25 protein-coding genes are annotated in these 20,476 nt (G+C 72.2%); 14 read left to right on the top strand and 11 right to left on the bottom strand.

What is annotated here, in order from left to right; all coding sequences use genetic code 11:
- Positions 1 to 45: 45 nt before the first annotated feature.
- Together Asi02nite_RS01245 and Asi02nite_RS01240 are read right to left on the bottom strand one after the other, a co-directional pair.
- Positions 46 to 252, bottom strand: coding sequence for a hypothetical protein (locus Asi02nite_RS01245; RefSeq protein WP_203710174.1), 207 nt, complete (start codon positions 250 to 252; stop codon positions 46 to 48).
- A gap of 45 nt (positions 253 to 297) precedes the next feature.
- Positions 298 to 711, bottom strand: coding sequence for an MmcQ/YjbR family DNA-binding protein (locus tag Asi02nite_RS01240; RefSeq protein ID WP_203710173.1), 414 nt, complete (start codon positions 709 to 711; stop codon positions 298 to 300).
- Positions 712 to 760: 49 nt separating this feature from the next.
- On the opposite strand from Asi02nite_RS01240, the gene Asi02nite_RS01235 reads away from it, so the two are divergent.
- Entirely contained in the window at positions 761 to 1,240 is a 480-nt protein-coding gene (locus tag Asi02nite_RS01235; RefSeq protein WP_203710172.1) for a GNAT family N-acetyltransferase, read from the top strand.
- Positions 1,241 to 1,281: 41 nt separating this feature from the next.
- Here Asi02nite_RS01235 and Asi02nite_RS42645 read toward each other — a convergent pair whose 3' ends face one another.
- Positions 1,282 to 1,392 carry an LPXTG cell wall anchor domain-containing protein gene (locus Asi02nite_RS42645; protein ID WP_203710171.1) on the bottom strand — a complete coding sequence of 37 codons (111 nt, stop codon included), beginning with the start codon at positions 1,390 to 1,392 and terminating at the stop codon, positions 1,282 to 1,284.
- 24 nt (positions 1,393 to 1,416) lie between these two features.
- Positions 1,417 to 1,962, bottom strand: coding sequence for a hypothetical protein (locus Asi02nite_RS01225; protein ID WP_203710170.1), 546 nt, complete (start codon positions 1,960 to 1,962; stop codon positions 1,417 to 1,419).
- A 663-nt stretch (positions 1,963 to 2,625) separates the two neighbouring features.
- On the opposite strand from Asi02nite_RS01225, the gene Asi02nite_RS01220 reads away from it, so the two are divergent.
- From Asi02nite_RS01220 to Asi02nite_RS01200, 5 genes are all read left to right on the top strand, one after another.
- Positions 2,626 to 3,072, top strand: coding sequence for a hypothetical protein (locus Asi02nite_RS01220; protein ID WP_203710169.1), 447 nt, complete (start codon positions 2,626 to 2,628; stop codon positions 3,070 to 3,072).
- Positions 3,073 to 3,147: 75 nt separating this feature from the next.
- Positions 3,148 to 3,624: a hypothetical protein gene (locus Asi02nite_RS01215; RefSeq protein ID WP_203710168.1), complete on the top strand. Its 477-nt coding sequence runs from the start codon at positions 3,148 to 3,150 to the stop codon at positions 3,622 to 3,624.
- A 91-nt stretch (positions 3,625 to 3,715) separates the two neighbouring features.
- A complete protein-coding gene (locus Asi02nite_RS01210) occupies positions 3,716 to 4,924 on the top strand; it encodes a hypothetical protein (RefSeq protein ID WP_203710167.1) in 1,209 nt (402 codons plus the stop codon).
- A complete protein-coding gene (locus Asi02nite_RS01205; RefSeq protein WP_203710166.1) occupies positions 4,921 to 5,418 on the top strand; it encodes a hypothetical protein in 498 nt (165 codons plus the stop codon). The genes Asi02nite_RS01210 and Asi02nite_RS01205 overlap by 4 nt, the downstream gene beginning before the upstream one ends.
- 39 nt (positions 5,419 to 5,457) lie before the next feature.
- On the top strand, positions 5,458 to 6,330 hold the full coding sequence (locus Asi02nite_RS01200) for a DMT family transporter (protein ID WP_203710165.1): 873 nt from the start codon (positions 5,458 to 5,460) through the stop codon (positions 6,328 to 6,330).
- A gap of 3 nt (positions 6,331 to 6,333) precedes the next feature.
- On the opposite strand, the gene Asi02nite_RS01195 is transcribed toward Asi02nite_RS01200, so the two are convergent.
- The 3 genes from Asi02nite_RS01195 to mshA form a co-directional block, all read right to left on the bottom strand.
- Positions 6,334 to 7,032 (bottom strand): Type 1 glutamine amidotransferase-like domain-containing protein, encoded by a 699-nt coding sequence (locus Asi02nite_RS01195; RefSeq protein ID WP_203710164.1) that lies wholly within the window; start codon positions 7,030 to 7,032, stop codon positions 6,334 to 6,336.
- A 233-nt stretch (positions 7,033 to 7,265) separates the two neighbouring features.
- On the bottom strand, positions 7,266 to 7,772 hold the full coding sequence (locus Asi02nite_RS01190; RefSeq protein ID WP_373312105.1) for a type III secretion system chaperone family protein: 507 nt from the start codon (positions 7,770 to 7,772) through the stop codon (positions 7,266 to 7,268).
- On the bottom strand, positions 7,769 to 9,127 hold the full coding sequence (gene mshA, locus Asi02nite_RS01185) for a D-inositol-3-phosphate glycosyltransferase (RefSeq protein ID WP_203710162.1): 1,359 nt from the start codon (positions 9,125 to 9,127) through the stop codon (positions 7,769 to 7,771). The genes Asi02nite_RS01190 and mshA overlap by 4 nt, the downstream gene beginning before the upstream one ends.
- Before the next feature lie 168 nt (positions 9,128 to 9,295).
- Here mshA and Asi02nite_RS01180 point away from each other — a divergent pair, with 168 nt between their 5' ends.
- The 3 genes from Asi02nite_RS01180 to Asi02nite_RS01170 all read left to right on the top strand — a co-directional run bounded on the left by Asi02nite_RS01180 (position 9,296) and on the right by Asi02nite_RS01170 (position 11,334).
- Positions 9,296 to 10,114 carry an SDR family oxidoreductase gene (locus Asi02nite_RS01180; RefSeq protein WP_203710161.1) on the top strand — a complete coding sequence of 273 codons (819 nt, stop codon included), beginning with the start codon at positions 9,296 to 9,298 and terminating at the stop codon, positions 10,112 to 10,114.
- Positions 10,115 to 10,118: 4 nt separating this feature from the next.
- Positions 10,119 to 10,928 carry a class I SAM-dependent methyltransferase gene (locus tag Asi02nite_RS01175; RefSeq protein WP_203710160.1) on the top strand — a complete coding sequence of 270 codons (810 nt, stop codon included), beginning with the start codon at positions 10,119 to 10,121 and terminating at the stop codon, positions 10,926 to 10,928.
- Positions 10,929 to 11,007: 79 nt separating this feature from the next.
- Positions 11,008 to 11,334 (top strand): LPXTG cell wall anchor domain-containing protein, encoded by a 327-nt coding sequence (locus Asi02nite_RS01170; protein WP_203710159.1) that lies wholly within the window; start codon positions 11,008 to 11,010, stop codon positions 11,332 to 11,334.
- Between the two features lie 94 nt (positions 11,335 to 11,428).
- Here Asi02nite_RS01170 and Asi02nite_RS01165 read toward each other — a convergent pair whose 3' ends face one another.
- A complete protein-coding gene (locus Asi02nite_RS01165; protein WP_203710158.1) occupies positions 11,429 to 12,505 on the bottom strand; it encodes a UDP-N-acetylmuramate dehydrogenase in 1,077 nt (358 codons plus the stop codon).
- A 71-nt stretch (positions 12,506 to 12,576) separates the two neighbouring features.
- Here Asi02nite_RS01165 and Asi02nite_RS01160 point away from each other — a divergent pair, with 71 nt between their 5' ends.
- The 4 genes from Asi02nite_RS01160 to Asi02nite_RS01145 are packed head-to-tail and all read left to right on the top strand — an operon-like array spanning position 12,577 to position 16,054.
- Positions 12,577 to 13,338: a maleylpyruvate isomerase family mycothiol-dependent enzyme gene (locus Asi02nite_RS01160; protein WP_203710157.1), complete on the top strand. Its 762-nt coding sequence runs from the start codon at positions 12,577 to 12,579 to the stop codon at positions 13,336 to 13,338.
- A gap of 4 nt (positions 13,339 to 13,342) precedes the next feature.
- On the top strand, positions 13,343 to 14,371 hold the full coding sequence (locus tag Asi02nite_RS01155) for a LacI family DNA-binding transcriptional regulator (protein ID WP_203710156.1): 1,029 nt from the start codon (positions 13,343 to 13,345) through the stop codon (positions 14,369 to 14,371).
- A 58-nt stretch (positions 14,372 to 14,429) separates the two neighbouring features.
- Positions 14,430 to 14,945: a SigE family RNA polymerase sigma factor gene (locus Asi02nite_RS01150; RefSeq protein ID WP_203710155.1), complete on the top strand. Its 516-nt coding sequence runs from the start codon at positions 14,430 to 14,432 to the stop codon at positions 14,943 to 14,945.
- On the top strand, positions 14,942 to 16,054 hold the full coding sequence (locus Asi02nite_RS01145) for a WD40 repeat domain-containing protein (protein WP_203710154.1): 1,113 nt from the start codon (positions 14,942 to 14,944) through the stop codon (positions 16,052 to 16,054). The genes Asi02nite_RS01150 and Asi02nite_RS01145 overlap by 4 nt, the downstream gene beginning before the upstream one ends.
- Here Asi02nite_RS01145 and Asi02nite_RS01140 read toward each other — a convergent pair.
- Together Asi02nite_RS01140 and Asi02nite_RS01135 are read right to left on the bottom strand one after the other, a co-directional pair.
- Positions 16,034 to 17,257, bottom strand: coding sequence for an MFS transporter (locus Asi02nite_RS01140; protein WP_239126383.1), 1,224 nt, complete (start codon positions 17,255 to 17,257; stop codon positions 16,034 to 16,036). The two genes, Asi02nite_RS01145 and Asi02nite_RS01140, sit on opposite strands and share 21 nt — an antisense overlap.
- A 41-nt stretch (positions 17,258 to 17,298) precedes the next feature.
- Complete coding sequence (locus Asi02nite_RS01135) at positions 17,299 to 18,597, bottom strand: MDR family MFS transporter (RefSeq protein ID WP_203710153.1); 1,299 nt, start codon at positions 18,595 to 18,597, stop codon at positions 17,299 to 17,301.
- A 149-nt stretch (positions 18,598 to 18,746) separates the two neighbouring features.
- Here Asi02nite_RS01135 and Asi02nite_RS01130 point away from each other — a divergent pair, with 149 nt between their 5' ends.
- The gene (locus Asi02nite_RS01130; protein ID WP_203710228.1) at positions 18,747 to 19,496 is read left to right on the top strand and encodes a phosphoglyceromutase; all 750 of its coding nucleotides are present in this window, start codon (positions 18,747 to 18,749) and stop codon (positions 19,494 to 19,496) included.
- Positions 19,497 to 19,696: 200 nt separating this feature from the next.
- Here the strand turns inward: Asi02nite_RS01130 and phoU are convergent, their stop codons facing one another.
- Entirely contained in the window at positions 19,697 to 20,338 is a 642-nt protein-coding gene (phoU, locus tag Asi02nite_RS01125) for a phosphate signaling complex protein PhoU (RefSeq protein ID WP_203710227.1), read from the bottom strand.
- Between the last annotated feature and the right edge of the window lie 138 nt (positions 20,339 to 20,476).

Raw genomic sequence — 20,476 nt, 5'->3', positions numbered from 1 at the left:
TTTGGTCCCGTTGGTTTGGCTCTTTGGTTTCTTTGTTTTTTGGTTTTAGTGCTCTGGGATGTAGCGCCAGGGTGGGTCGCTGCCGGGGGCGTCGTCGGCTACGTAGACCTGGGTGAGTTTTTGGTCTCCGTTGGGGCCTGTCCAGCGCCATTCGTGGGTCAGGGGGCTCGGGGGTAGGTCGTCGGCGAGGGGTACCTCGATCTGGGTGCCGTCCTGCGGGCCGCCGATGATCGGAATCCAGACGTTTGCCATGAACCGATCATCGCCGGGTGGTTGTCGGGTGCGCAGGGAATCTGGTTATCCGGCCGGGTCCGCGAGGAGGGCGGCCAGCGTCTTCGGCGCCTGGATGCGGTAGCTCTCCGTCAGCAGCTCGCGGACCTCCGTCCAGTCGGTGGTCGGGTCGAGGGCCAGGCCGACCACGTTGTGGCCCCAGTCGGCGCGGAAGTAGGGCGGGCCCGCGTGGGCGAACGCGCCGACCTCGTCGTCGGGGGCGCGGAAGGTCATCACCACCAGCTCGCCGGTGGCGCCGAGCGAGCTTGCCCGCTCCGGGTTGCGGCTGGGGTCGATGACCAGCGCGTGGGCGAACGTCCGCGCGCGGATGCGCCAGCGGACCCCGACCCAGGCATCCTGCTCGTGGGCCTCGGGCAGGCCCAGGCAGATCGGCCGTAGTCGATCGAGGATCGCGGGTGGCAGGTCACCGGGCGCCGACATGGGGGAACCGTAGCGACGGGGTACGACAGTTCCGCGTAGCCTCGCCCCCATGCCGAAGGTCACCCTCCGCCCGGCCGCCGAGGACGACGCGCCCGCGGTCGCCGAGATTTGGCAGCGCGGCTGGTCCGACGGGCACCTGGGCAACGTGCCCGACGCCCTGGTCGCCGTGCGCACCCCGGAGTCGTTCGTCCTGCGGACCGTCGAGGGCCTGCCCCACACGACGGTCGCCGTGATCGGCACCGCGGTAGCCGGCTTCGTCATGGTCGTCGACGACGAGGTCGAGCAGGTGTACGTCGCCGCCGCCCACCGCGGCTCCGGCGTCGCCGCGGTGCTGCTCGCGGAGGCCGAGCGCTTGGTGGCGGCCGAGGGCTACCGCGAGGCCTGGCTGGCGGTAGCCCCGGGCAACGCCCGCGCCCGCCGCTTCTACGAACGCCAGGGCTGGTCGGACGCGGGCCTCTTCGACTACCCAGCCCACACCGCCGACGGCCCGATGCCGGTCCCCTGCCACCGCTACGTAAAAGCGGTCTAGAAACGGAAACGCCCCGCCACCCGAAGGCGACGAGGCGCTCCCTACCCCAGTTCTGTTCTTGTGCGGGCCCGCCACCGAGCGAAGGCTCCGAGGCCGACGGCGGCGATCCCGAAGGTTAGCAGCCCGAAGATGTCGGACCCGGTTGCCGGCAATGGCTCAGGCCAAAGCGGCGATCTTCACAGGGCCTTGCCGGTAATCGTCCAGGTGGTGGTGACGGCGCCGCCCTGGCAGTCATTCGGAGCGGCCTCGTCCAGGTACACGCCGGTGATCGTCAGCGTCTCCGTCCCGCCGTTCGCTGCGACCGTGACCGGAGCCGGAATCGACGGAGTCGCGAACACCTTCAGATAGGTGCCGCACGTGGCCTGCACGCCACTGTTGTTGAAGACTGCGGTTCCAGCGATATCGGCGGAGGTGACCTTGACGGGCACCTTGTTGTTGTTGGTGACCTTCACGATGACCTGGGCCGGGTGCAGACCCGTCTCCGGGTTGTAGTCGGTGGCGCCCGCGTCCACGTTCGGCCAGAGGGTGTCATCGTCGCCGAAGTAGTCGATCTTCGGCGCGTCCACACCAGAGCCGACGACGAGGGCGGACATGTCGGCGGTCGTGCCGCCGGCGCTGGCGGTCGACTGCTCGGAGAACACCGCCCATGCGGTGCCGGCGGCGGCTGCGACGCCGACGAAGGCGAGGGTGGCGGCGAGGATGCGCTTCGAACGCTTCTGCAACGGAGGACTCCTTGTTGGTGCCGGCGTCCGGGCCGGCGTGTGTTCAGGGCGGGGATCACCAGACAAACCGGGATGTTTCTGGCCGGTTGCGGCGACGTAGGAAACTCTGCCCGATCCGGCACGAACTGCGGGATAGAGAACACGGTTTGTGGTTGTTCGCCGACAAGCGATCCCGTGGGTCGGACTGGACGACCCCGAATAGGTGACAACACGAAAACGCGATGAACGCTCGCTGCCAATAGCATGGGAAACCGATTCTGATCATTTCGGGAATGCGCGCCGCGCACCCCCCGCCGACAATCTCCGCGCTATGGCACCCAGAAATCGCGATCAGCCGCCATCCCCGCAAACCCGCAGGTCAGACCCGGTTCGTGTCGCCCTCGCGCGGTAGACGGCCCGTCATGTGGTAGCCGGACGTTTCCGCAGTTCAGAGCGTTGCCCCCGACCCAAGAACATGGATGAAACCACTGAAAACCGGCATAACGGGCCACCCGAAGGAGTTAAGCCGTCAGGGCCATTCTCGGCAATTTGCGAACAGATAACCAGGGACGAGTGCTTGTTGAGCGGAAAGCGCGCGTTCCGGCACAGTTGACAGCGGCGCCGGACCGCCTCCACCGGCCGGCGCCGACAAATCTTTCGCACAATGTTGAAAGGTCGCCAGCCATGCACAGCGTCGCCAAGCGGGCCGCCACCGTCGCCATCGGTGCGGCCGTCGCGTTCGGTGCGTCGAGCGCGGCCTGGGCCTGGTGGACGGTCGAGGGCGAGGCCACCGCGACCGGCTCGACGGGCTCGATCAAGCCGATCGAGGTGGGCTCGGCGTCGGTCCAGGGCCTCTACCCGGGTGCCGAGAAGGACCTGCGGGTCGAGATCTACAACCCGAACCCGTTCCCGGTCGTTATCGACAAAGCCAGGGCGGTCGCGCGGACCGAGGCGGACCGCTGCGACCGCGACGCGATCAGCGTCGAGATCCCGGAGCGGCCGGTCCGGGTCGAGCCTGGCCGGAAGTCCTACACGTTGGAAGACGCGGTGCGGATGCGCGCGGACGTCGGTGGCTGCCAGGGCGCCGACTTCGAGGTGACCATCCGCTACTCGGGCCAGAACGCGGCCTGATCGCCGTCGGCGGGTGGCGCGTGCTGGTTCGGCCGCGCCGCCCGCCGCGCCCAGAAGAGGAACGTAGGAGCGTCCATGCGCAACATGTCCCAGCGCACCGCGATCATCACGCTGGTCGCCGTCATCGTGACCGGCGTCGCCAGCGTGGCCTGGGCCGCCTGGTCGGTGACGGGTTCCGGGACGGCGACGGTGTCGGCGGCGGAGGTGACCGCCCTGCAGGCGACGGCGAAGCCGACCGGGAGCCTGTTCCCGGGCGGCACGGCGCACATCGAGGTCAGCGTCACCAACCCCAACGAGTTCGCCATCGAGGTGCAGTCGTTCGCGCCCGCACCGGAGATCGTCGTCGACCCGGAGCACGCGGCGGCCGGCTGCAGTTCCGGCAACGTGAAGCTCAAGTCGGCGAAGAAGCTCGCCCAGCGCGTCGAGGCCGACGGCCGGCAGACGTTCGTGGTCGAGGACGCGGTCGAGATGGTCTACAACGCGCCCGAGGCGTGCCAGGGTGCCTCCTTCGAGATCACGCTCGCGCTGGCCGGCGTCGGCCTCCCGGACTGAGCCCGTGCGCCGACCGTCCCCGCACGATCCCGGTTCGAAGCCGATCCGGATGCCCGCCCGCCCCATCCGGACAGCCCTGAAGGTGAAACAAGTGAAGCGTCTGATCGCCACGTCCCCCGCGGTGCTCGGCGGCATCGCGGCCGTCACGCTGGTCGCCGGCGCCGGTGCGGCGTTCGCCGCCTGGCGCATCCAGAGCGACGAGGTCGTGCTGACCGCCGAGACCGCCACGCTCTCCCCGGGCAACAAGCCGCAGGTGTCGGCGAAGGCCAGCGCCGTGACGGTGGCGTGGACGCCCAACACGTTCGGCGAGCGGAAGGTCGACAGCTACCGCATCAAGCGGTACGACCTGAGCGGCGCACCACAGCAGCCGCGGGGGAGTTGCGAGGAGAACGTCGCCAAGGAGACGTGTACGGACGCGGGCGTGCCGGTCGGTTCGTGGCGCTACACGGTGGTGCCGGTCAAGGGCGGCTGGACGGGCCCGGAGAGCGCCAAGAGCGACGCGGTGCTCGTCAGCGCCGACGGCCAGGCCGTGGTGGTGCCCGACCCGACGGTCGACAAGCCGGCCGGCCCGGCCGCGGGCCCGGCGATCGTCCAGGTGGGCGACCCCGGCACGCCCGCGGCGCCGCCCGAGCCGGGCGCCCCGGCAACCTGGACCCTGCAGCCCGGCGCCGACGGCGTGCTCGGCACGCGCGACACGCTCACCTACGCGGGCGGCGACCCGATCGCACCCGGGAAGATCATCGAAGGCTGGTCCGGCAAGGACCGCGCGGTCACGGTGACGGCCGAGCCGGGCCGGCCCAACGCCGTCCTGACCGTGGACGACGGGAACACTCGCGTGTTCGGGCCGCTGGCCGTGCCGGGCGGGACGGTGCCCGCCGCCGCGACCTTCGACGCGACCCTGACCGGGGAGAAGGGCCGGATCGTCGTCACGCTCGGGGCCGTCCGCACGCCGCCGGCGCCCACCGAGGAAGCGACGACGCCGACCCGGCCCGAGACCGACCCGACGCCCACGGAGGGGACCGTCGAGACTCCGGGCACCCAACCGTCCGACCCGTCGACCCCCGACACGCCGACCGCCACGGAGTCGGCCGGCACCGGCACCGGCCCGGTCGAGTCGGACCCGCCGGCAGGCGGTGGGGGAGACGGCGGCGGCACACCGGCCGGCGACGGCACCCCGAGCGAGCCGGAGACCCCGGCCGCCATCGAGACGACCGGCGCCGACACCCCGTCGGACGCCGAGGTGACGGTGACCCCGACGGCGAGCGGCGACCCGGCCACCGTGATCGTCGCCGCGACATGACCGCGCCGGTCGACGAGGAACCGACGACCCGGGAACGCACCGGCCGTAACCTCGGCCCCGCCCCGCGCGGTGTAGAGAACGTGCAGCTCACGCCGAAGAAGATCCTCGCGCTGGTCCTCGGGGTCGGCCTGCCCGTCGTGGTCGCCGCCGGCTGGGTGCTCGGCCAGCGCGGCGCGACCGGCGGCGGCGCGGCGGACGGCTCCGGGGCGATGGGCAACGCGCCGCGCGAGCAGGTGCCGACGCCCGCCGCCCGGTACGACGTCTACTCCGACGACGCGCCGCTCGTCGTGCCCATGGCCAGCACGGGTGCCGCACCCGGGCCCACCACCACGGCTGCCGGACCCAAGGCGACCCGGGCACCGCGACCGCACCCGACCAGCACGCCCACCGTGCTGCCCGAGGACCAGACGCCCAGCCCGGAACCGAGCCCGTCGGATCCGGAGCCCGAGCCGACGCCGGAGCCCAGCACCGGTAGCCCGGATAAAACCGGCTAAACCGCCCACAGCGCCCGGCGTCGGCCGTACCGTCAGCGCATGGGTCTGGTCTTGGCGATCGTCTCGGCGATCTGCTACGGCTGCGCGTCGGTGTTCCAGGCGATCGCGGCCCGCCGGGCACCGGGCTCCGAGAACGTCGACGCGCGGTCGCTGATCCGCGTCTTCGCCCAGTGGCCGTACCTGCTGGGCCTGGCTCTGGACGGCGCCGGCTTCGTGGCCCAGTTCATCGCGCTGCGCAGCCTGCCCATCTTCGTGGTGCAGGCCGCGCTGGCGGCGAGCCTGGCGGTCACCGCCGTGGTCGCGATCCCGCTGCTCAAGCTGCGCCTCGGCACGCTGCAGTGGTCCGCGGTCGCCGGGGTCTGCGTCGGTCTCGCGCTGCTCGGCATCTCCGCCGGCCACGAGAACGCCGACACGCCGTCGTGGCCGTTCCGGATCGGGCTGACGATCTCCGTACCCGTGCTGGCCCTGCTGGGTCTCGCCGCCCTCAAGCTCAAGGACCCGCTCCGGGCGGCCACCCTCGGCCTCGTGGGTGGCCTGTTCTTCGGCATCGTGGCGCTGGCCGCGCGGTCGATCTCCGACGTGGACTTCGTGGACTGGTTCACGGGGCCGGAGATCTACACGCTGGTGGTGGCCGGCGGGCTGGCGTTCGTCTTCTACACGATCGGCCTGCAGCGGGCCTCGGTCACCACCGTCACCGCCGGCCTGGTGATCGGCGAGACCGTGCTGCCGTCGGTCGTCGGGGTGATCGCGCTGGGCGACAGCACCCGGCGCGGCTTCATCCCAGTGGCGGCGGTCGGCTTCGCGATCGCGGTGGCGGCGAGCCTGATGCTGGCCAAGTACGGCAGCCTCGAGGAGTCGGAGCCCGCGCCGGAGACCGCCGGCACCGGCCCGGCCGAACTGCAGGCGGACTAGGACTTAGATCGGGCGGGCGCCCAGGGGCCGGTGCACGCCCGGTTCCACGCGGTAGGCGTCGGCCCCGGGCCGGGCGGTCACCGCCTCGACGAGGTCGGTGCCCACGTAGTGCAGGCCGGTGCCGTCGTCGGTCGCGTACCCGGCGGGCAGCGTGCCGTCGTCGACGAGCCGCTGGAACAGGACCTTGCGCGGCTGGTTGGTGGCGTCATGGTGGACGCTGTTGCTGTAGGGCAGGAAGCGCAGCGCGTCGGTCACCGGGTCGAGGTCGTCGGAGAACGAGTCGGTGGTGCCGCCCGCGTGCCAGCAGATGCTGCCGGCGCTGCCGCCGCCCAGCACCACGCCGGCGTCCCAGCACTCGCGCAGGATCTCGTCGAGGCGGTGCGCCCGCCAGACCGCCAGCAGGTTGACCACGCTGCCCCCGCTGACCCAGATCAGGTCGCGGGAGAGCAGGAACGACCGCACGTCGCGGACGTTGGGCTGCGGGAAGAGCTGGAGGTGGCTCGCCTCCGCGTCGTCGGCGGTGCGGAGCACCTCGTGCAGCGAGGCGATCGCGGCCGGGTCGTCGCCGACGGCGGTGGTGACGAAGCAGACCTTGGCGCGGGGCACGCCGGTCAGCGAGATCGCGTGGTGGAGCAGGGCGCTGCGCTGACCGGGCGGCGGGGCGACGGGCGAGACGGCGAAGATCTGCGGCGGGCGGGGCACGCGACCAGCTTAAAAAGCGAACCGGCGGGGCAGACGACGCCCACCCCCGTAAGCGTCGCCCGCTCTCCGCCGGTTTTCAGGTGGCCGGCCGTCCCCCAACGGCGGGCCACCACCCCCAACGCTTTCGCTCGGCTTCCCCCGAAACCCCTTGAGCGTGGCGCTGACTAGAACGCTAGTTCTTCGCGAGATCAGTGGACAAGCGAGAGCGCGTGTCTCGCCCATCACATCGGTCCTTACCGTTCGGTAGGTGTGGACTCGGGAAAGAGATGGGTGAATGCCTGAAGGTTCGCGGTGGACTCGCCGCGCTTGACGCGCCACTCCCATTCGCGCCGGATCGCCGTGCCGAAGCCGATTTCGAGCATCGTGTCGAACGATTCATCGGCATACGTGAGCACGGCGCCGAGCAGCCGGTCGAGCTCGTCCTCGGTGACGCCGGTGAGGCCCACCCGGCCGGTGAGGTACACGTCACCGACCTGGTCGATGGAGAACGCGACGCCGTACATCCGGGCGTTGCGCTGGAGCAGCCAGGCCCAGAGCTCCTCGCGCCGCTCGTCGGGCTGGCGCATGACGAACGCCTCGACGCGTAAGGAGTGCTCGCCCACGATGAGGTTGCAGGTCGTCTTGAGCTTGTGGGTGCCGGGCAGCGTCACCACGTAGGACAGCTCGCCCGTCGACTCGACGGCCAGCTCCCGCTCGGCGCAGACCCGCTCGATCAGCGCCGCCACCTCCGCGGGGCTCACCACGTGATCGCGCCCGCGCCCAATGCCGCCGCCTCGCCCGCGAGCCGGGCCGTCAGCCGCTCCCGATGCTCCGTCACCGCACCACCGTAGACCGCCAGCAGCCCGCTCGCCGTGCGCGACCAGGAGAACTCGCTGGCATGCCGGACGGCGCAGCGGGACAGCTCGACCCGCCGGCCGGGCTCGGCCAGCAGGCCGCCGAGCGCGCGGGCCCAGTCCTCCGGGTCGTGCCCGTCGACCAGCCGGCCGCTGATCTCGTCGCGGACGGCGGTGACCAGCCCACCGACGGCGGCGGCGACCACGGGGGTGCCGCAGGCCTGCGCCTCGAGCGCGACCAGACCGAAGGACTCGTTGTACGACGGCACCGCGACCAGGTCGGCCGCCCGGTAGACGTCGGCCAGGGCGGTGCCGGTCTGCGGCGGCAGGAACCGCACGGCGTGGCTGATGCCCAGCGACGCGGCGAGTTCGATCAGCGCGGTGGGCCGGTCGAGGCCGGTGCCGCTGGGCCCGCCGACGATCACCACGGTCAGGTCGCGGGCGATCTCCGGGTCGCGGGCGTGCAGCGCGGCGGCCGCGGCGAGCAGCACGTCGGGCGCCTTGAGCGGCTGGATGCGGCCGACGAAGGCGACGATGTGGCCCCGCTCGGGCAGCCCCAGCCGCTGCCGGGCGGCGAGCTGGTCGCCGGGGGTGAAGCGGTCGAGGTCGACGCCGGGCTCGACGACGCTGACCAGGTCGGGGTCCGCGCCGTACCGGTCGATCAGGTCGCGCGCCTCGAACGTCGTGTTGGCCACCAGCCGGTCGGCCTCGGCGACCACCTGCTCCTCGCCGACGACGCGGGCCAGCGGCTCGGGCCGATCACCGGAGGCGAGCTGGGCGTTCTTGACCTTGGCCAGCGTGTGCGCGGAGTGCACCAGCGGCACGCCCCAGCGCTCCCGGGCCAGCCAGCCGACCTGGCCGGAGATCCAGTAGTGGGAGTGCACGAGGTCGTAGTAGCCGGGCGCGTGGGCGGCCTCGGCGCGCAGCACGCCCGTGGCGAACGCGCACATCTGCGCCGGCAGGTCTTCCTTGGCGAGGCCCTCGAACGGGCCGGAGATCACGTGCCGGACCAGCACGCCGGGCGACATCTCGACCGTGTGCGGCAGGTCGCTGGAGGTGGCCCGGGTGAAGATCTCGGTCTCGACGCCGGCCTCGGCGAGGCGCCGGGCGACCTCGGTGACGTAGACGTTCATGCCACCCGCGTCGCCGGTGCCCGGCTGATCGAGGGGTGACGTGTGCACGGACAGCGTGGCGATGCGTCGGGGGAGGGGCCAGGGCCGGGGGCCTGCCTGCCGTACGACGCCGGATGGCGCCTGCACCACATCTGCTCCTTCCGCACGGGCCCGATATCGCCGGGCGCCCATGTGTAAACCTCTCCCCCGGGCGACATCTTCCCTATCCGCGCCCGGTTACGCCTACCCGGCGGTAGACGACGTGACGGACTTCATCCGCGAGTGAGGCGCGCCACGCGATGCGAGAGGATTGTCGGCATGCCGATCGCGATCGTCACGGGCGCCTCCAGCGGGATCGGGGCCGCCTCGGCCCGCCGCCTGGCCACCGAAGGGTTCACCGTCGTCCTCGCCGCCCGCCGGGCCGACCGGCTCGACGAGCTTGTGACACAGATCACCGACGCCGGTGGGTCCGCGGTCGCCGTGCCGTGCGACGTCACCTCCGACGAGTCGGTCGCGGGGCTGGCCGAGGCGGTGGCCGACCTGGCCGAGTCGCTGGGTCGCGAGGGCGGTGGCCCGGACGAGCGGGTCACGGTGCTGGTCAACAACGCCGGCGGCGCGCTGGGCCTCGACCCGGTCGAGCGTGGCGAGGTCGCCGACTGGCAATGGATGTACGAGGTCAACGTGCTCGGCACCCTGCGCGTCACCAAGGCGCTGCTGCCGCTGCTCGAGGCGTCGCAGGCCGGCACGATCGTGATGGTCAGCTCGACCGCGGGCTTCATCGTGTACGAGGGCGGGGGTGGCTACAGCGCCGCGAAGCACGGCATGACCGCGCTGACCGGCACGCTGCGGCTCGAGCTGGCCGGCCGCCCGGTGCGGGTGATCGAGATCGACCCGGGCATGGTGCGCACCGACGAGTTCGCGACGATCCGGTTCCGGGGCGACGCGGAGCGGGCCGCGCAGGTCTACGAGGGCGTCGAGATGCCGCTGACCGCCGACGACGTCGCCGACTGTGTCGCCTGGTGCGCGACCCGGCCGCAGCACGTCAACGTCGACCGCCTGGTTGTCCGGCCCTTGGCCCAGGCCGCGCAGCACAAGGTGGCAAAAGGGCCGATCGGCCTGCAAAGGCCGACCAGCTAGCACAGTGGGCGGCAGAGCTGAGCGCGCGCGTAGCAAGCGGCCGCAGGGGGTCGTCACCCGCGGGACCACGAATCCCAACCGGCTGCGCCGGGTGGACAACTGGATCGCGGCCTACGCCGGCCCGCTGCTACGGGACGCCGCCGATCCCCTGGTGGTGGACCTCGGGTTCGGCGCCACCCCGGTGACCGCGGTCGAGCTGCGGGCCCGGCTGGCTCGGGTGCGGCCCGGCGTGCGGGTGGTCGGGCTGGAGATCGACCCCGCGCGGGTGGCCGCGGCCGCGCCGGCTGCCGACCCGCCCGGGCTGAGCTTCGCCCGGGGTGGCTTCGAGCTGGCCGGGCTGCGGCCGGTGGTGGTGCGGGTGCTCAACGTGCTGCGCCAGTACGACGAGGCGCAGGTCGCGCCGGCCTGGGCGACGATGACCGGTGCGCTGGCGCCGGACGGGATCGTGGTCGAGGGCACCTGCGACGAGCTGGGCCGGCTGGCCGCCTGGGTGTGCCTCGACCGTGCGGGGCCGCGCTCGCTCACCCTGGCGGCCCGGCTGTCCACGCTGGACACACCGGCGACGCTCGCCGAGCGGCTGCCCAAGGCGCTGATCCACCACAACGTGCCGGGCGAGCCGGTGCACGACCTGCTGCGGGCGCTGGACGACGGGTGGCGGGCGGCGGCGCCGTACGCGACCTTCGGTGCCCGGCAGCGCTGGATGCGGGCGGTGGCCGCGGTCAAGGCCGGCGGCTGGCCGGTGCTGGACCGCCCAGCCCGCTGGCGGCTCGGCGAGATGACCGTGGCCTGGTCAGCAGTGACAAAATTCTCCTAACCGGACACGACACCTAAATCGCCACCGCCTCGTTGGGCCGTTCGACAACGACCCATCACACAGACGGGGAGGACAGGCTGTGCGTTACCGGCTGTCCCTCATTCTCGCCAGTTTCGCGCTGCTGGTCCCGGCGGTCGCGCTGAGCAGTGCCGCGGCGCAGGCGGCGCCCGCCGCGTACGCGGCACCCAACGACTGCGACACCACGACCCAGGGCTACAACTGCACGCCCACCGACACGCCGACCACGCCGGTCGACGAGCCCGTGACGCCGGAGCCCGTGCCGACGCTGCCGCAGACCGGTGCGGACGCCGGTGTGCTCGCCGGGGTCGGCGGCGGCGTGCTGCTGCTCGGTGCGGTCATCGCCGCCTGGGCCGCGTTCTACCGCCGGCGCCGCTTCGAGGCCTGAGTTCAACACCCCCAGCCCGGTGCGTACCCGGGGGTCCAGTGGGGGTCACAGAAGGGGGTCCGCGCGCCGCGAGGCGCCGCGGGCCCCCTTCGCTTCACAGGGTGCAGTTCACCAGGACCGGTTCCGGGTGCAGCGTGACGCCGAACCGCGCGTGCACGCCGTCGCGGATCTCCCGGGCCAGGTCGAGCAGCGCCGCGGTGCTGCCCTGGCCGCGGTTGGTCAGTGCGAGCGTGTGCTTGCCGGAGATGGCCACCCCGCCCCGGCCGCCGTAGCCCTTGGTGAAGCCGGACTTGTCGATCAGCCAGGCCGCGCTGACCTTGACCAGACCGCCCGGCGCGGGCCAGGCGGGCGGCTCGGCGCTGCCGGCGGCGCGGGTGCGCAGGCGGTCGGCGGCGGCCGCGTCGAGCACCGGGTTGGTGAAGAACGACCCCACCGACCAGGTGTCGTGGTCGACCGGGTCGAGCACCATGCCCTTGCCGGCCCGCAGCGCGCGGACGGCCGCCCGGGCCTGCGCCAGCGGCACCCGGTCGCCCTGGGTCACCGCCAGCGCCCTGGCGAGCTCGGCGTAGCGGACCGGCGCGGACTCGGTGGAGCGGGCCAGCCGGAAGTCGACCGAGAGCACCACCCAGCGGTCGCTGTGCTTGAACAGGCTGGTGCGGTAGGCGAACCGGCACTCCGGCGGCGTCATCCGGCGCACCGTGTCGTCGACCCGGTCGTAGACCTCGACGCCGGTGATCGTCTCGGCGACCTCCTGGCCGTAGGCGCCGACGTTCTGGATCGGGGTGGCGCCGGCCGAGCCCGGGATGCCGGAGAGGCACTCGACGCCCGACCAGCCGGCGTCGACGGTGGCCGCGACGAACTCGTCCCACGGCTCGCCGGCTGCCACCCGGACCACGACCTCGGCGGCGGTGGACGACACGACCTCGACACCGCGTGAGCGGATCAGCACCACCGGGCCGGGGACACCGTCGTCGGCGACCACCACGTTGCTGCCGCCGGCCAGAATCATGGCGGGTGCGGTCGCGCGTACCATTTGCACGATTTGATCCGGACTTTCGGCCACCAGCACCTGGCCCGCGGGGCCGCCCAGCCGCAGCGTGGTGAACTCGGCCAACGCCCGCGGAGCGAGCGGGTCGGCGGCGGTCGGGGGTTCGGCGCTAACGTCTGGCACGGTGTTCACCCTAGGCTGAGAGGCCCCGGCACATGTGGCGACGGTCCGGCCTGGCAACCAAGGAGCTCCCGATGACCAGACTGCACGGCACCAAGGACTTCTGGCTCGGCGGGCTGCGCGCGGAGGGGGCCGCCTTCGCCGCGGCGGTGGCCCAGGCCCCACCGGACCAGCAGGTGCCGTCCTGCCCCGGCTGGACGGTCACCGACCTGATCCACCACCTGGGCAGCTGCTACGAGTGGGTGACCCGGCTGGTCGAGCGGGGCGGCACCGAGCGGCCGGATCCGCGCCAGCACCCCGCCGACGCCCCGGCCGGCGAGGCGGCGCTGGCCTGGTGGCAGATGCGCTACGACAGCCTGCTCGCCACCCTGGACGCGGCCGACCCCGAGGCTCCGGTGTGGAACTGGGCACCGCAGTCCAAGAAGGCCGTCTTCTGGCACCGGCGGATGGCCCACGAGTCGGCCGTGCACCGCTGGGACGCCCAGATGGCGCTGGCCGCGAGCGAGCCGATCGAGGCGAAGCTGGCCGCCGACGGCATCTCCGAGGTGCTCGACAGCTGGCTGCCGGCCGGCCGACGCCGCAGCGAGGAACGCCCGCACGGCGTGGTGCACCTCTTCGCGGCCGACACCGACCAGGAGTGGCTGGTCCGGCTGCGCGGCGAGGGCGTCGCGCTGCTCGACACCGACACGCTCCTCGACACCGACGAGCCGCCGGCCCGCGTGCAGGCCGAGGGCACCGCGAGCGACGTGTTGCTGGCGCTCTACGGCCGGGTGGGCTTCGACGTGCTGGTGGTCAGCGGTGACCCGACGCTCCTGACGGCGTTACGCACGGGGTGACGCCGTGACCAGGGCGAAGAACGGAACGCGGGAGCGGCCGACGCTGGAGGCGGTGGCGCGCCGGGCAGGCGTGTCCCGGGCGACCGTGTCGCGCGTCGTCAACGGGTCGACGACGGTCGCCGAGCCGATCCAGGAGGCGGTCCGGCGCGCGGTCCGCGAGCTGGGCTACGTGCCGAACCTCGCCGCGCGCAGCCTGGTCACCCAGCGCACCGACTCGGCGGCGCTGATCCTGCCGGAGACGCCGACCCGGGTGTTCTCCGACGACCCGTTCTTCCACGGCGTCATCCGCGGCGTCTCCATGGAGCTAGACGCGGCCGACAAGCAGCTCGTGCTGTTGATCGCCGGCTCGACGGCCGGCCACGACCGGGTCGAGCGCTACACGATGAGCCGGCACGTCGACGGCGTCATGTTCGCCTCGATGCACGGCGCCGACCCGCTGCCGGCCGCGCTGATCCGGATGGGCATCCCGGTGGTCTGCAGCGGCCGCCCGCTCGGCCGGGCCACCGTCGAGGTGCCCTACGTCGACGTCGACCAGATCGGCGGCGTGGTCTCCGCGGTCCAGCACCTGCTCGCGTCGGGCCGCAAGCGGGTCGCGACGATCGCCGGGCCGCAGGACATGCCGGCCGGCATCGACCGGCTGACCGGCTACCGGCAGGCGCTGCGCGACTCCGACCGGCGCTCGATCGTGGCGATCGGCGACTTCACCCGGGAGTCCGGCACCGTCGCGATGCGCCAGCTCCTCGACGACGACCCCAAGCTCGACGCGGTGTTCGCGGCCTCCGACCTGATGGCCCACGGCGCGCTGCGGGTGCTGCGCGAGGCCGGACGACGGGTGCCCGACGACGTCGCGGTGATCGGCTTCGACGACATCGAGATGGCGCGCTACACCGAGCCGCCACTGACCACGGTGCGCCAACCGATCCAGCAGATCGGCCGCGAGATGGCCCGGCAGCTCATGCGGCTGGTGGCGGGCGAGGAGATCGAGCCGGTCACGATGCTGCCGACAGAGCTGATCATCAGAGAATCCGCCTGAACCTGCAACAGGCTCGACGGCCTTCACGTTCTTATCGGCGTGGATCGACGGAGTTCGCGTGGACGCTGATACGCGGCACGACTTCAGCGTCTTCGTCGCGAACCGGTCCGCGGGGCTGTTCCGGTTCGCGATGGGGCTGACGGGGCACCCGCAGCAGGCGGAGGACCTGCTGCAATCGGCCTTGGCCAAGGCTTACCGGCATTGGGGCCGGGTACGGAACGGCAATCCGGAGGCCTATCTGCGCCAGGCGATGTGCCGCGAGCAGATCGACTGGTTCCGGCGGCCCAGCTTCGGGCGGGAGCTGGCCAGCGAGCGGCTGCCCGAGCGTCGGGTCGCCGACGGGACCGCGGGCGTCGACCTGCGACTGGCGCTCCGCGAGGCGTTGAGGCGCCTGAGCCCGAGGCATCGGGCCGTGCTGGTGTTGCGCTATCTCGAGGACCTTCCCGACGAGGAGATCGCCGAGCTGGTGGGCTGCCGGCCGGCGACCGTGCGCAGCCTGGCCGCCCGTGGGCTGGAGCGGCTGCGGATCCTGTGCCCGGAGTTGGCGCCCGAGCTGATGGAGGAGCGGCGATGACCCGGGAACTGCGCCGCGCCCTGCGCGAGCTGACCGACGTGTCGCCGCCACCCGACCTGGCCGCCAGGTCGATCCGGCTCGCCGAGCGCCGGCGGCGCAACCGGATAGCGCTGGGGGCCGTGGCCGCCGTGGTGGTGGCGGTGTCGGTCGCGGTGCCACTCGCGCTCCGGCCGGACCGGCACAGCACGCCCGTGCCCATCGCGCCGACGCCGTCGATCAGCCCGGATGACTCGGCCTCCCCGCAGCCGGCGTCGCGGGTCGTGGTGTCCGCCTATGCGCGGGCAACGCCGGGGTCCGCCGGCGGTTGGCCACCGAACGGCGGCTCCTACGTGCTCGACCGGGCCACCGGCCAGTACCGGAAGATGTCGTACGAGGTTGCGGTGCCGGCCCCGGACGGGAAGCGGTTCTTCGTCGCTGACGCCGAGCGTGGGGGGATCATGGACGGCGCCGGCGGTCCCGTCCATTGGGTGGCCTCCTACGGCAGCCAGTCCCGTGGGGTGGAGTGGTCACCGGACGGCCGGCAGGTGCTGATCAGCTCGATCGGCAAGGACGTGCCCGGAGGCTTCACGGTGGTCGACGCGACGACCTTCGACGAAGGCCCGTTCGTGACCGTGCCCGATGTGCAGTCGCTCAACGCTCGCGGACTCGGCTTCTTCTGGAGCCGCGATGGCCGGACCGTCGGGCGTACCCTCTCCAGCTCGGGCGCCGAGTCGGATCCCGACCGGACCGTCGGCATCCGGTTCTACGACCTGAGCGGCAGGACCCTGCGAACGGTCGCGTTCGAGGGCACCGCGATTGTCCGGACCACCGCGGATGTGTCGCCGGACGGGCGCCGCGCGGTGGCTGTCGACGAGTCGCCGAACCGGCGGGTGAGGATCGTCGATCTGCGGTCCGGGGCCGTCACCCGGGAGTTCGCGGCGTCCGGGGTCGCCGGGTGGTACGACGACGACCACCTTGTGGTCCGCGACCGCGACGCGCTTGCGGTGGTCGACCTCACCGGTCAGGTGGTGCGCACGGTGCCCGGTTCGTCCGACCTGCTGTCCGGAGCGGTCGTGCACCTGGTGCCGGCGGCGGGTCTGCCGGCGGCGTCAGCCCGCTACGCGTTCTAGCTCACGGGCCGGGCGGGCCCGGCGGCCGGCCTCGCGGTCGCGGGCCGGGCCCGTCAGCAGATGGCCGCCCGCGGCGGCGACGCCGAGCGCGCCGACCACGATCCAGTGCCAGTCACCGAGGCGCTCCAGGCTGAGCCCGCCGAGGGCCGGGGTGAGGAACGCGGCCGCCGGGAAGGTCAGCGCGAACACCGACTGGTAGCGGCCGCGCAGCTCCTCCGGCGCCAGTTCGGCGTTGACCTCCGCGTTGGGCGGGGCGGCCAGCATCGAGCCGATCGTCCAGATCACCGCCGCGATCAGGTAGACCGCGAGGTGGTCGGCGAACGCCAGCGCGCCGAAGCCGACGCCGATCAGCAGGAGCGCGGCGGCCAGCACGGTGTGCTTGCGGCGCCCGTCGATCAGCGGGGGTACGAACAGCTGGCCGACCACGATCAGGGCGGCGCTGATCGCGACCACCGTCCCGTACGCGGCGGGGCTCAGCCCGTCGGACAGCATCGCCAGCGGCATGATCGTCGACGTCTGCGTGGACAGCACGGCGAGCAGCAGGGTCAGCCCGACGAACACCAGGTACGTGCGGTCCGTGAGGGCGGTCAGCAGGCCACCGTTCGTGGAGGCGGCGTCGCGCCGGCGGAACGTCTCCGGCACCTTCCAGGCGATCACGATCGCGGTGACCGCCGTCGCGCCGGCGTCCGCGAGGAACAGCACCAGGTAGCTGACCTGGGCGAGCACACCGGCCAGCAACCCGGCCGCGGCCATGCCCAGGTTGAACGACCAGAACTGCAGGTTGAACGCGCGCGACCGGCGCTCCGCCGGGACCACGTCGACGATCGCCGCGACGAACGCCGGCATCGGCATCGAGTGCACGATGCCGAGCAGCACGGTGAGCACCGCGATCACGGCCAGGTGGTGCGCGAAGGCCAGCGCCGCCATCAGCGCCGCCGCCACGGTGTGGGCCCAGAACAGGGTGGCGCGGCGACCCCAGTGGTCGGCGAGGACGCCGCCGAGCAGCGTGCCGGCGACGCCGCCGATGCCGTAGCCGCCGACGACCAGGCCGGCCAGGCTGACCGAGGCACCGCGCTCGTCGGTCAGGTAGACCGACATGATCAGCATCGCGAAGGCGCCGACCCGGTTGATCAGCATGCCGGACCAGAGGTACCAGTAGGTGCGGGGCAGGCCGCCCGCGGTGTTCCGCAACCAGGCCCGCACAGCCCGCCGCCCTCTCAGTTAAGAAGCCTTACGAAAGGACGCTACGAAGCCGACGAGGTCGGCGCCAACGTGTCGCTGATCACCCCGGGCGGCGCGGGCTCGACCGTGGCGCGCGGCGGCGCCGGCACCCGGGCGGCCGCGAGTGCCGCCGTGCGCCGCTCGCGGGCGGGGCCGGCGGCCAGGTTGATCGCCGCCGCCAGGAAGGCGACCAGGGCGCAACCGATCCACAGTGCACTGTTGCCCAGCAGGTCGCGCACGAAACCGCCGGCCACGGGCGCGGTGAAGCCGGCGATCGACCACGAGAGCGAGAAGACACCCTGGTAGCGGCCGCGGACCGAGGCGGGTGCCAGGTCGGCGATGGTCGCCGCCGAGGACGGCGAGTAGACCATCTCGCCCAGCGTCCAGACCAGCACGGTCATCGCGTAGAGCCAGGCGCTGCCGGCCACCGCGGTCAGGCCGAAGCCGATGCCCTGCACGATCGTGCCGACCGCGAGCACCCGGGCCCGGCTGTGCCCGGCGATCAGCTTGGGGATGAACAACTGGCCGAGCACGATCAGCACGCCGTTGAGGGCGATCACCCAGCCGAACGTCGACGAGGAGAGACCGTCGTCGGTCATCGCGATCGGCAGCATCGAGATGTGCTGGAGGAAGACGACCGCGGCGAGCAGGTTGACGAACGTGAAGATCAGGAACACCCGGTCGCGCAGCACCATGCCGAGGCCGCCCTGGGCGGCGTGCGCCGAGAGATGGGCCCCGGCGGGCCGGGTCTCCTTGATCTTGATGAACACGATCGCCGCGGTGATCAGCGTGGCGGCCGCGTCGATCAGGAAGAGCAGCAGGTAGTCGAGGTGGGCGGCGAAGCCACCGAGAATCGCGGCGGAGGCGAAGCCCAGGTTGATCGCCCAGTAGTTGAGCGAGAACGCCCGGACCCGGTCGCGGTCGGGCACGACGTCGACCATCATCGCCGCGAACGCCGGCCGGGCCGCCTCGGCGAACATGCCGAGCGCGAACGCCACCACGGCGATCATGACAAACGGGCGGGAGAAGCCGAGCAGCACCATCATCGCGGCGCCGCCGGTGTGCGCGAGCAACAGCGTCGGCCGGCGACCCACCCGGTCGGCCAGGACGCCGCCGACCATCGTGCCGATGCCGCCGCCGGCGCTCCACAGGCCGACGACCAGGCCGGCCTGGATGTCGCTGAAGCCGCGTTCCTTGGTCAGGTAGACCGTCAGGAAGATCAGGACGAAGCCGCCGAGCCGGTTGACCAGGGTGCCGCACCAGAGGTACCAGAAGGTCCGCGGCAGTCCACCCGTTGTCTCGCACAGCCAGCTTCGTACCACTCAAGGCCCCCCTTGGTAATGACCGTCAATCCGCGACGGCCTTACGCAACCTAAATTGCGGTGCCCACTCCCGTCACGCGGATTACCGCATGGCGGTCGTCACGCCGGGCGGTTGCGGGCTGCTCAGCTCGCTGCGCGAGGATGGCGGCATGACTGTGGGGACGTTGGTGCTGCTCCGGCACGGCGAGAGCGAGTGGAACGCGAAGAACCTGTTCACCGGCTGGGTGGACGTCGACCTGACCGACAAGGGCGAGACCGAGGCCCGCCGCGGCGGCGCGCTGCTGCGCGAGCACGACCTGCTGCCCGACGTGGTGCACACCAGCGTGCTGCGCCGCGCGATCCGGACCAGCGAGCTCGCGCTCGGCGAGGCCGGCCGGTCGTGGATCCCGGTGCGCCGGTCGTGGCGGCTCAACGAGCGGCACTACGGCGCGCTCCAGGGGAAGAACAAGAAGCAGACGCTCGAGGAGTACGGCGAGGAGCAGTTCATGCTCTGGCGCCGCTCGTACGACGTGCCGCCGCCGCCGATCGACCCGGGTGACGAGTGGGCGCAGACCGGCGACCCGCGCTACGCGGCCCTGCCGCCGGAGCTGATGCCGGCCACCGAGTGCCTCAAGGACGTGCTCGTCCGCACTCTGCCTTACTGGTACGACGCGATCGTCCCGGACCTGCTGGCCGGCAAGACGGTCCTGGTCGCGGCGCACGGCAACTCGCTGCGCGCGGTCGTCAAGCACCTCGACGGCATCTCCGACGAGGCGATCGCCAAGCTGAACATCCCGACCGGCATCCCGCTGCGCTACGACCTGGACGAAAACCTGAGGCCGATCACCACAGGGGGCGCCTACCTGGACCCCGAGGCAGCGAAGGAAGCCGCGGCCGCGGTAGCCAACCAGGGAAGGTAACCAACGGCAGTGACCCGTAGCGGTGACCCCAGGTGGGCCAACCGCAAACCGGCGGTCAGACCGCAAGCCGGACGACGCCCGGCCACGTGAGGGAGCGTAGTGGCGCGCTCGCGTGGTGCGGCGTCGTCCGGCCGAGCGAAGCAAGGGCCGGACGGCGCCGCACCACGCGAGCTACTCGGCGCCGCGAAGCGACCGAACCATCAAACCTGCTCGCCGGTTACCAGGTAGATGACGTGGTGGCCCGCGTTTACCGCGTGGTCGGCGAAGCGCTCGTAGAACCGGCCCAGCAGCGCGCCGTCGATCGCGGTCTCGGCACCGTACGGCCAGTCGGGGCTCAGCATCACCTTGAACAGGTCGACGTGCAGGTCGTCCATCACGTCGTCGTCGGACTCGAGCTCGGCCGCGCCCACCGTGTCGAGCTTCGACAGCACCTGGGCGATCTTGGCGGCCATCTTGTCGGCGACCTCGGCCTTGGCGGTGAACACCGGCCGGAGCTCGGCCGGGACCGCGGGGGACGGGTGGCGGCGCAGGGCGGTCTTGGCCACGTGCTCGGCCAGGTCTCCCATCCGCTCCAGGTCGGCGGCCACCTGCAGGGCGGTGATCAGGACCCGCAGGTCGCTGGCCACCGGTGCCTGGCGGGCCATCAGGTCGGTGACCCGCTCCTCGACCTGCTGGTAGAGCGCGTCGACCTCGGCGTCGCGGGCGACGACGTCCTCGGCCGCGGGCCGGTCGGCGTGCAGCAGTCCCTTGGTCGCCTCGCTCATCGCGGTGCGGACCGCCTCGGCCATGTCGACCAGCAACTGGCTGACGATGTGCAGATCGGCGCGGAACTCTTCGCGCAAGGCCATCTCGGTGCTCCTGAAGGACGGTGTGTCGGTCGCGGCTGGTGTGACCGGCGGGTAATATCCGGTCACGCTTCGACTTATGTCCGGTTCACCGTAGGTGTACGCCACAGAACGCCAGTGAACGGAACTGAGCCG

Source organism: Asanoa siamensis (assembly GCF_016862555.1).
GTDB classification, from domain to species: Bacteria; Actinomycetota; Actinomycetes; order Mycobacteriales; family Micromonosporaceae; genus Asanoa; species Asanoa siamensis.
This window is presented reverse-complemented; position numbering and strand designations above follow the sequence as displayed.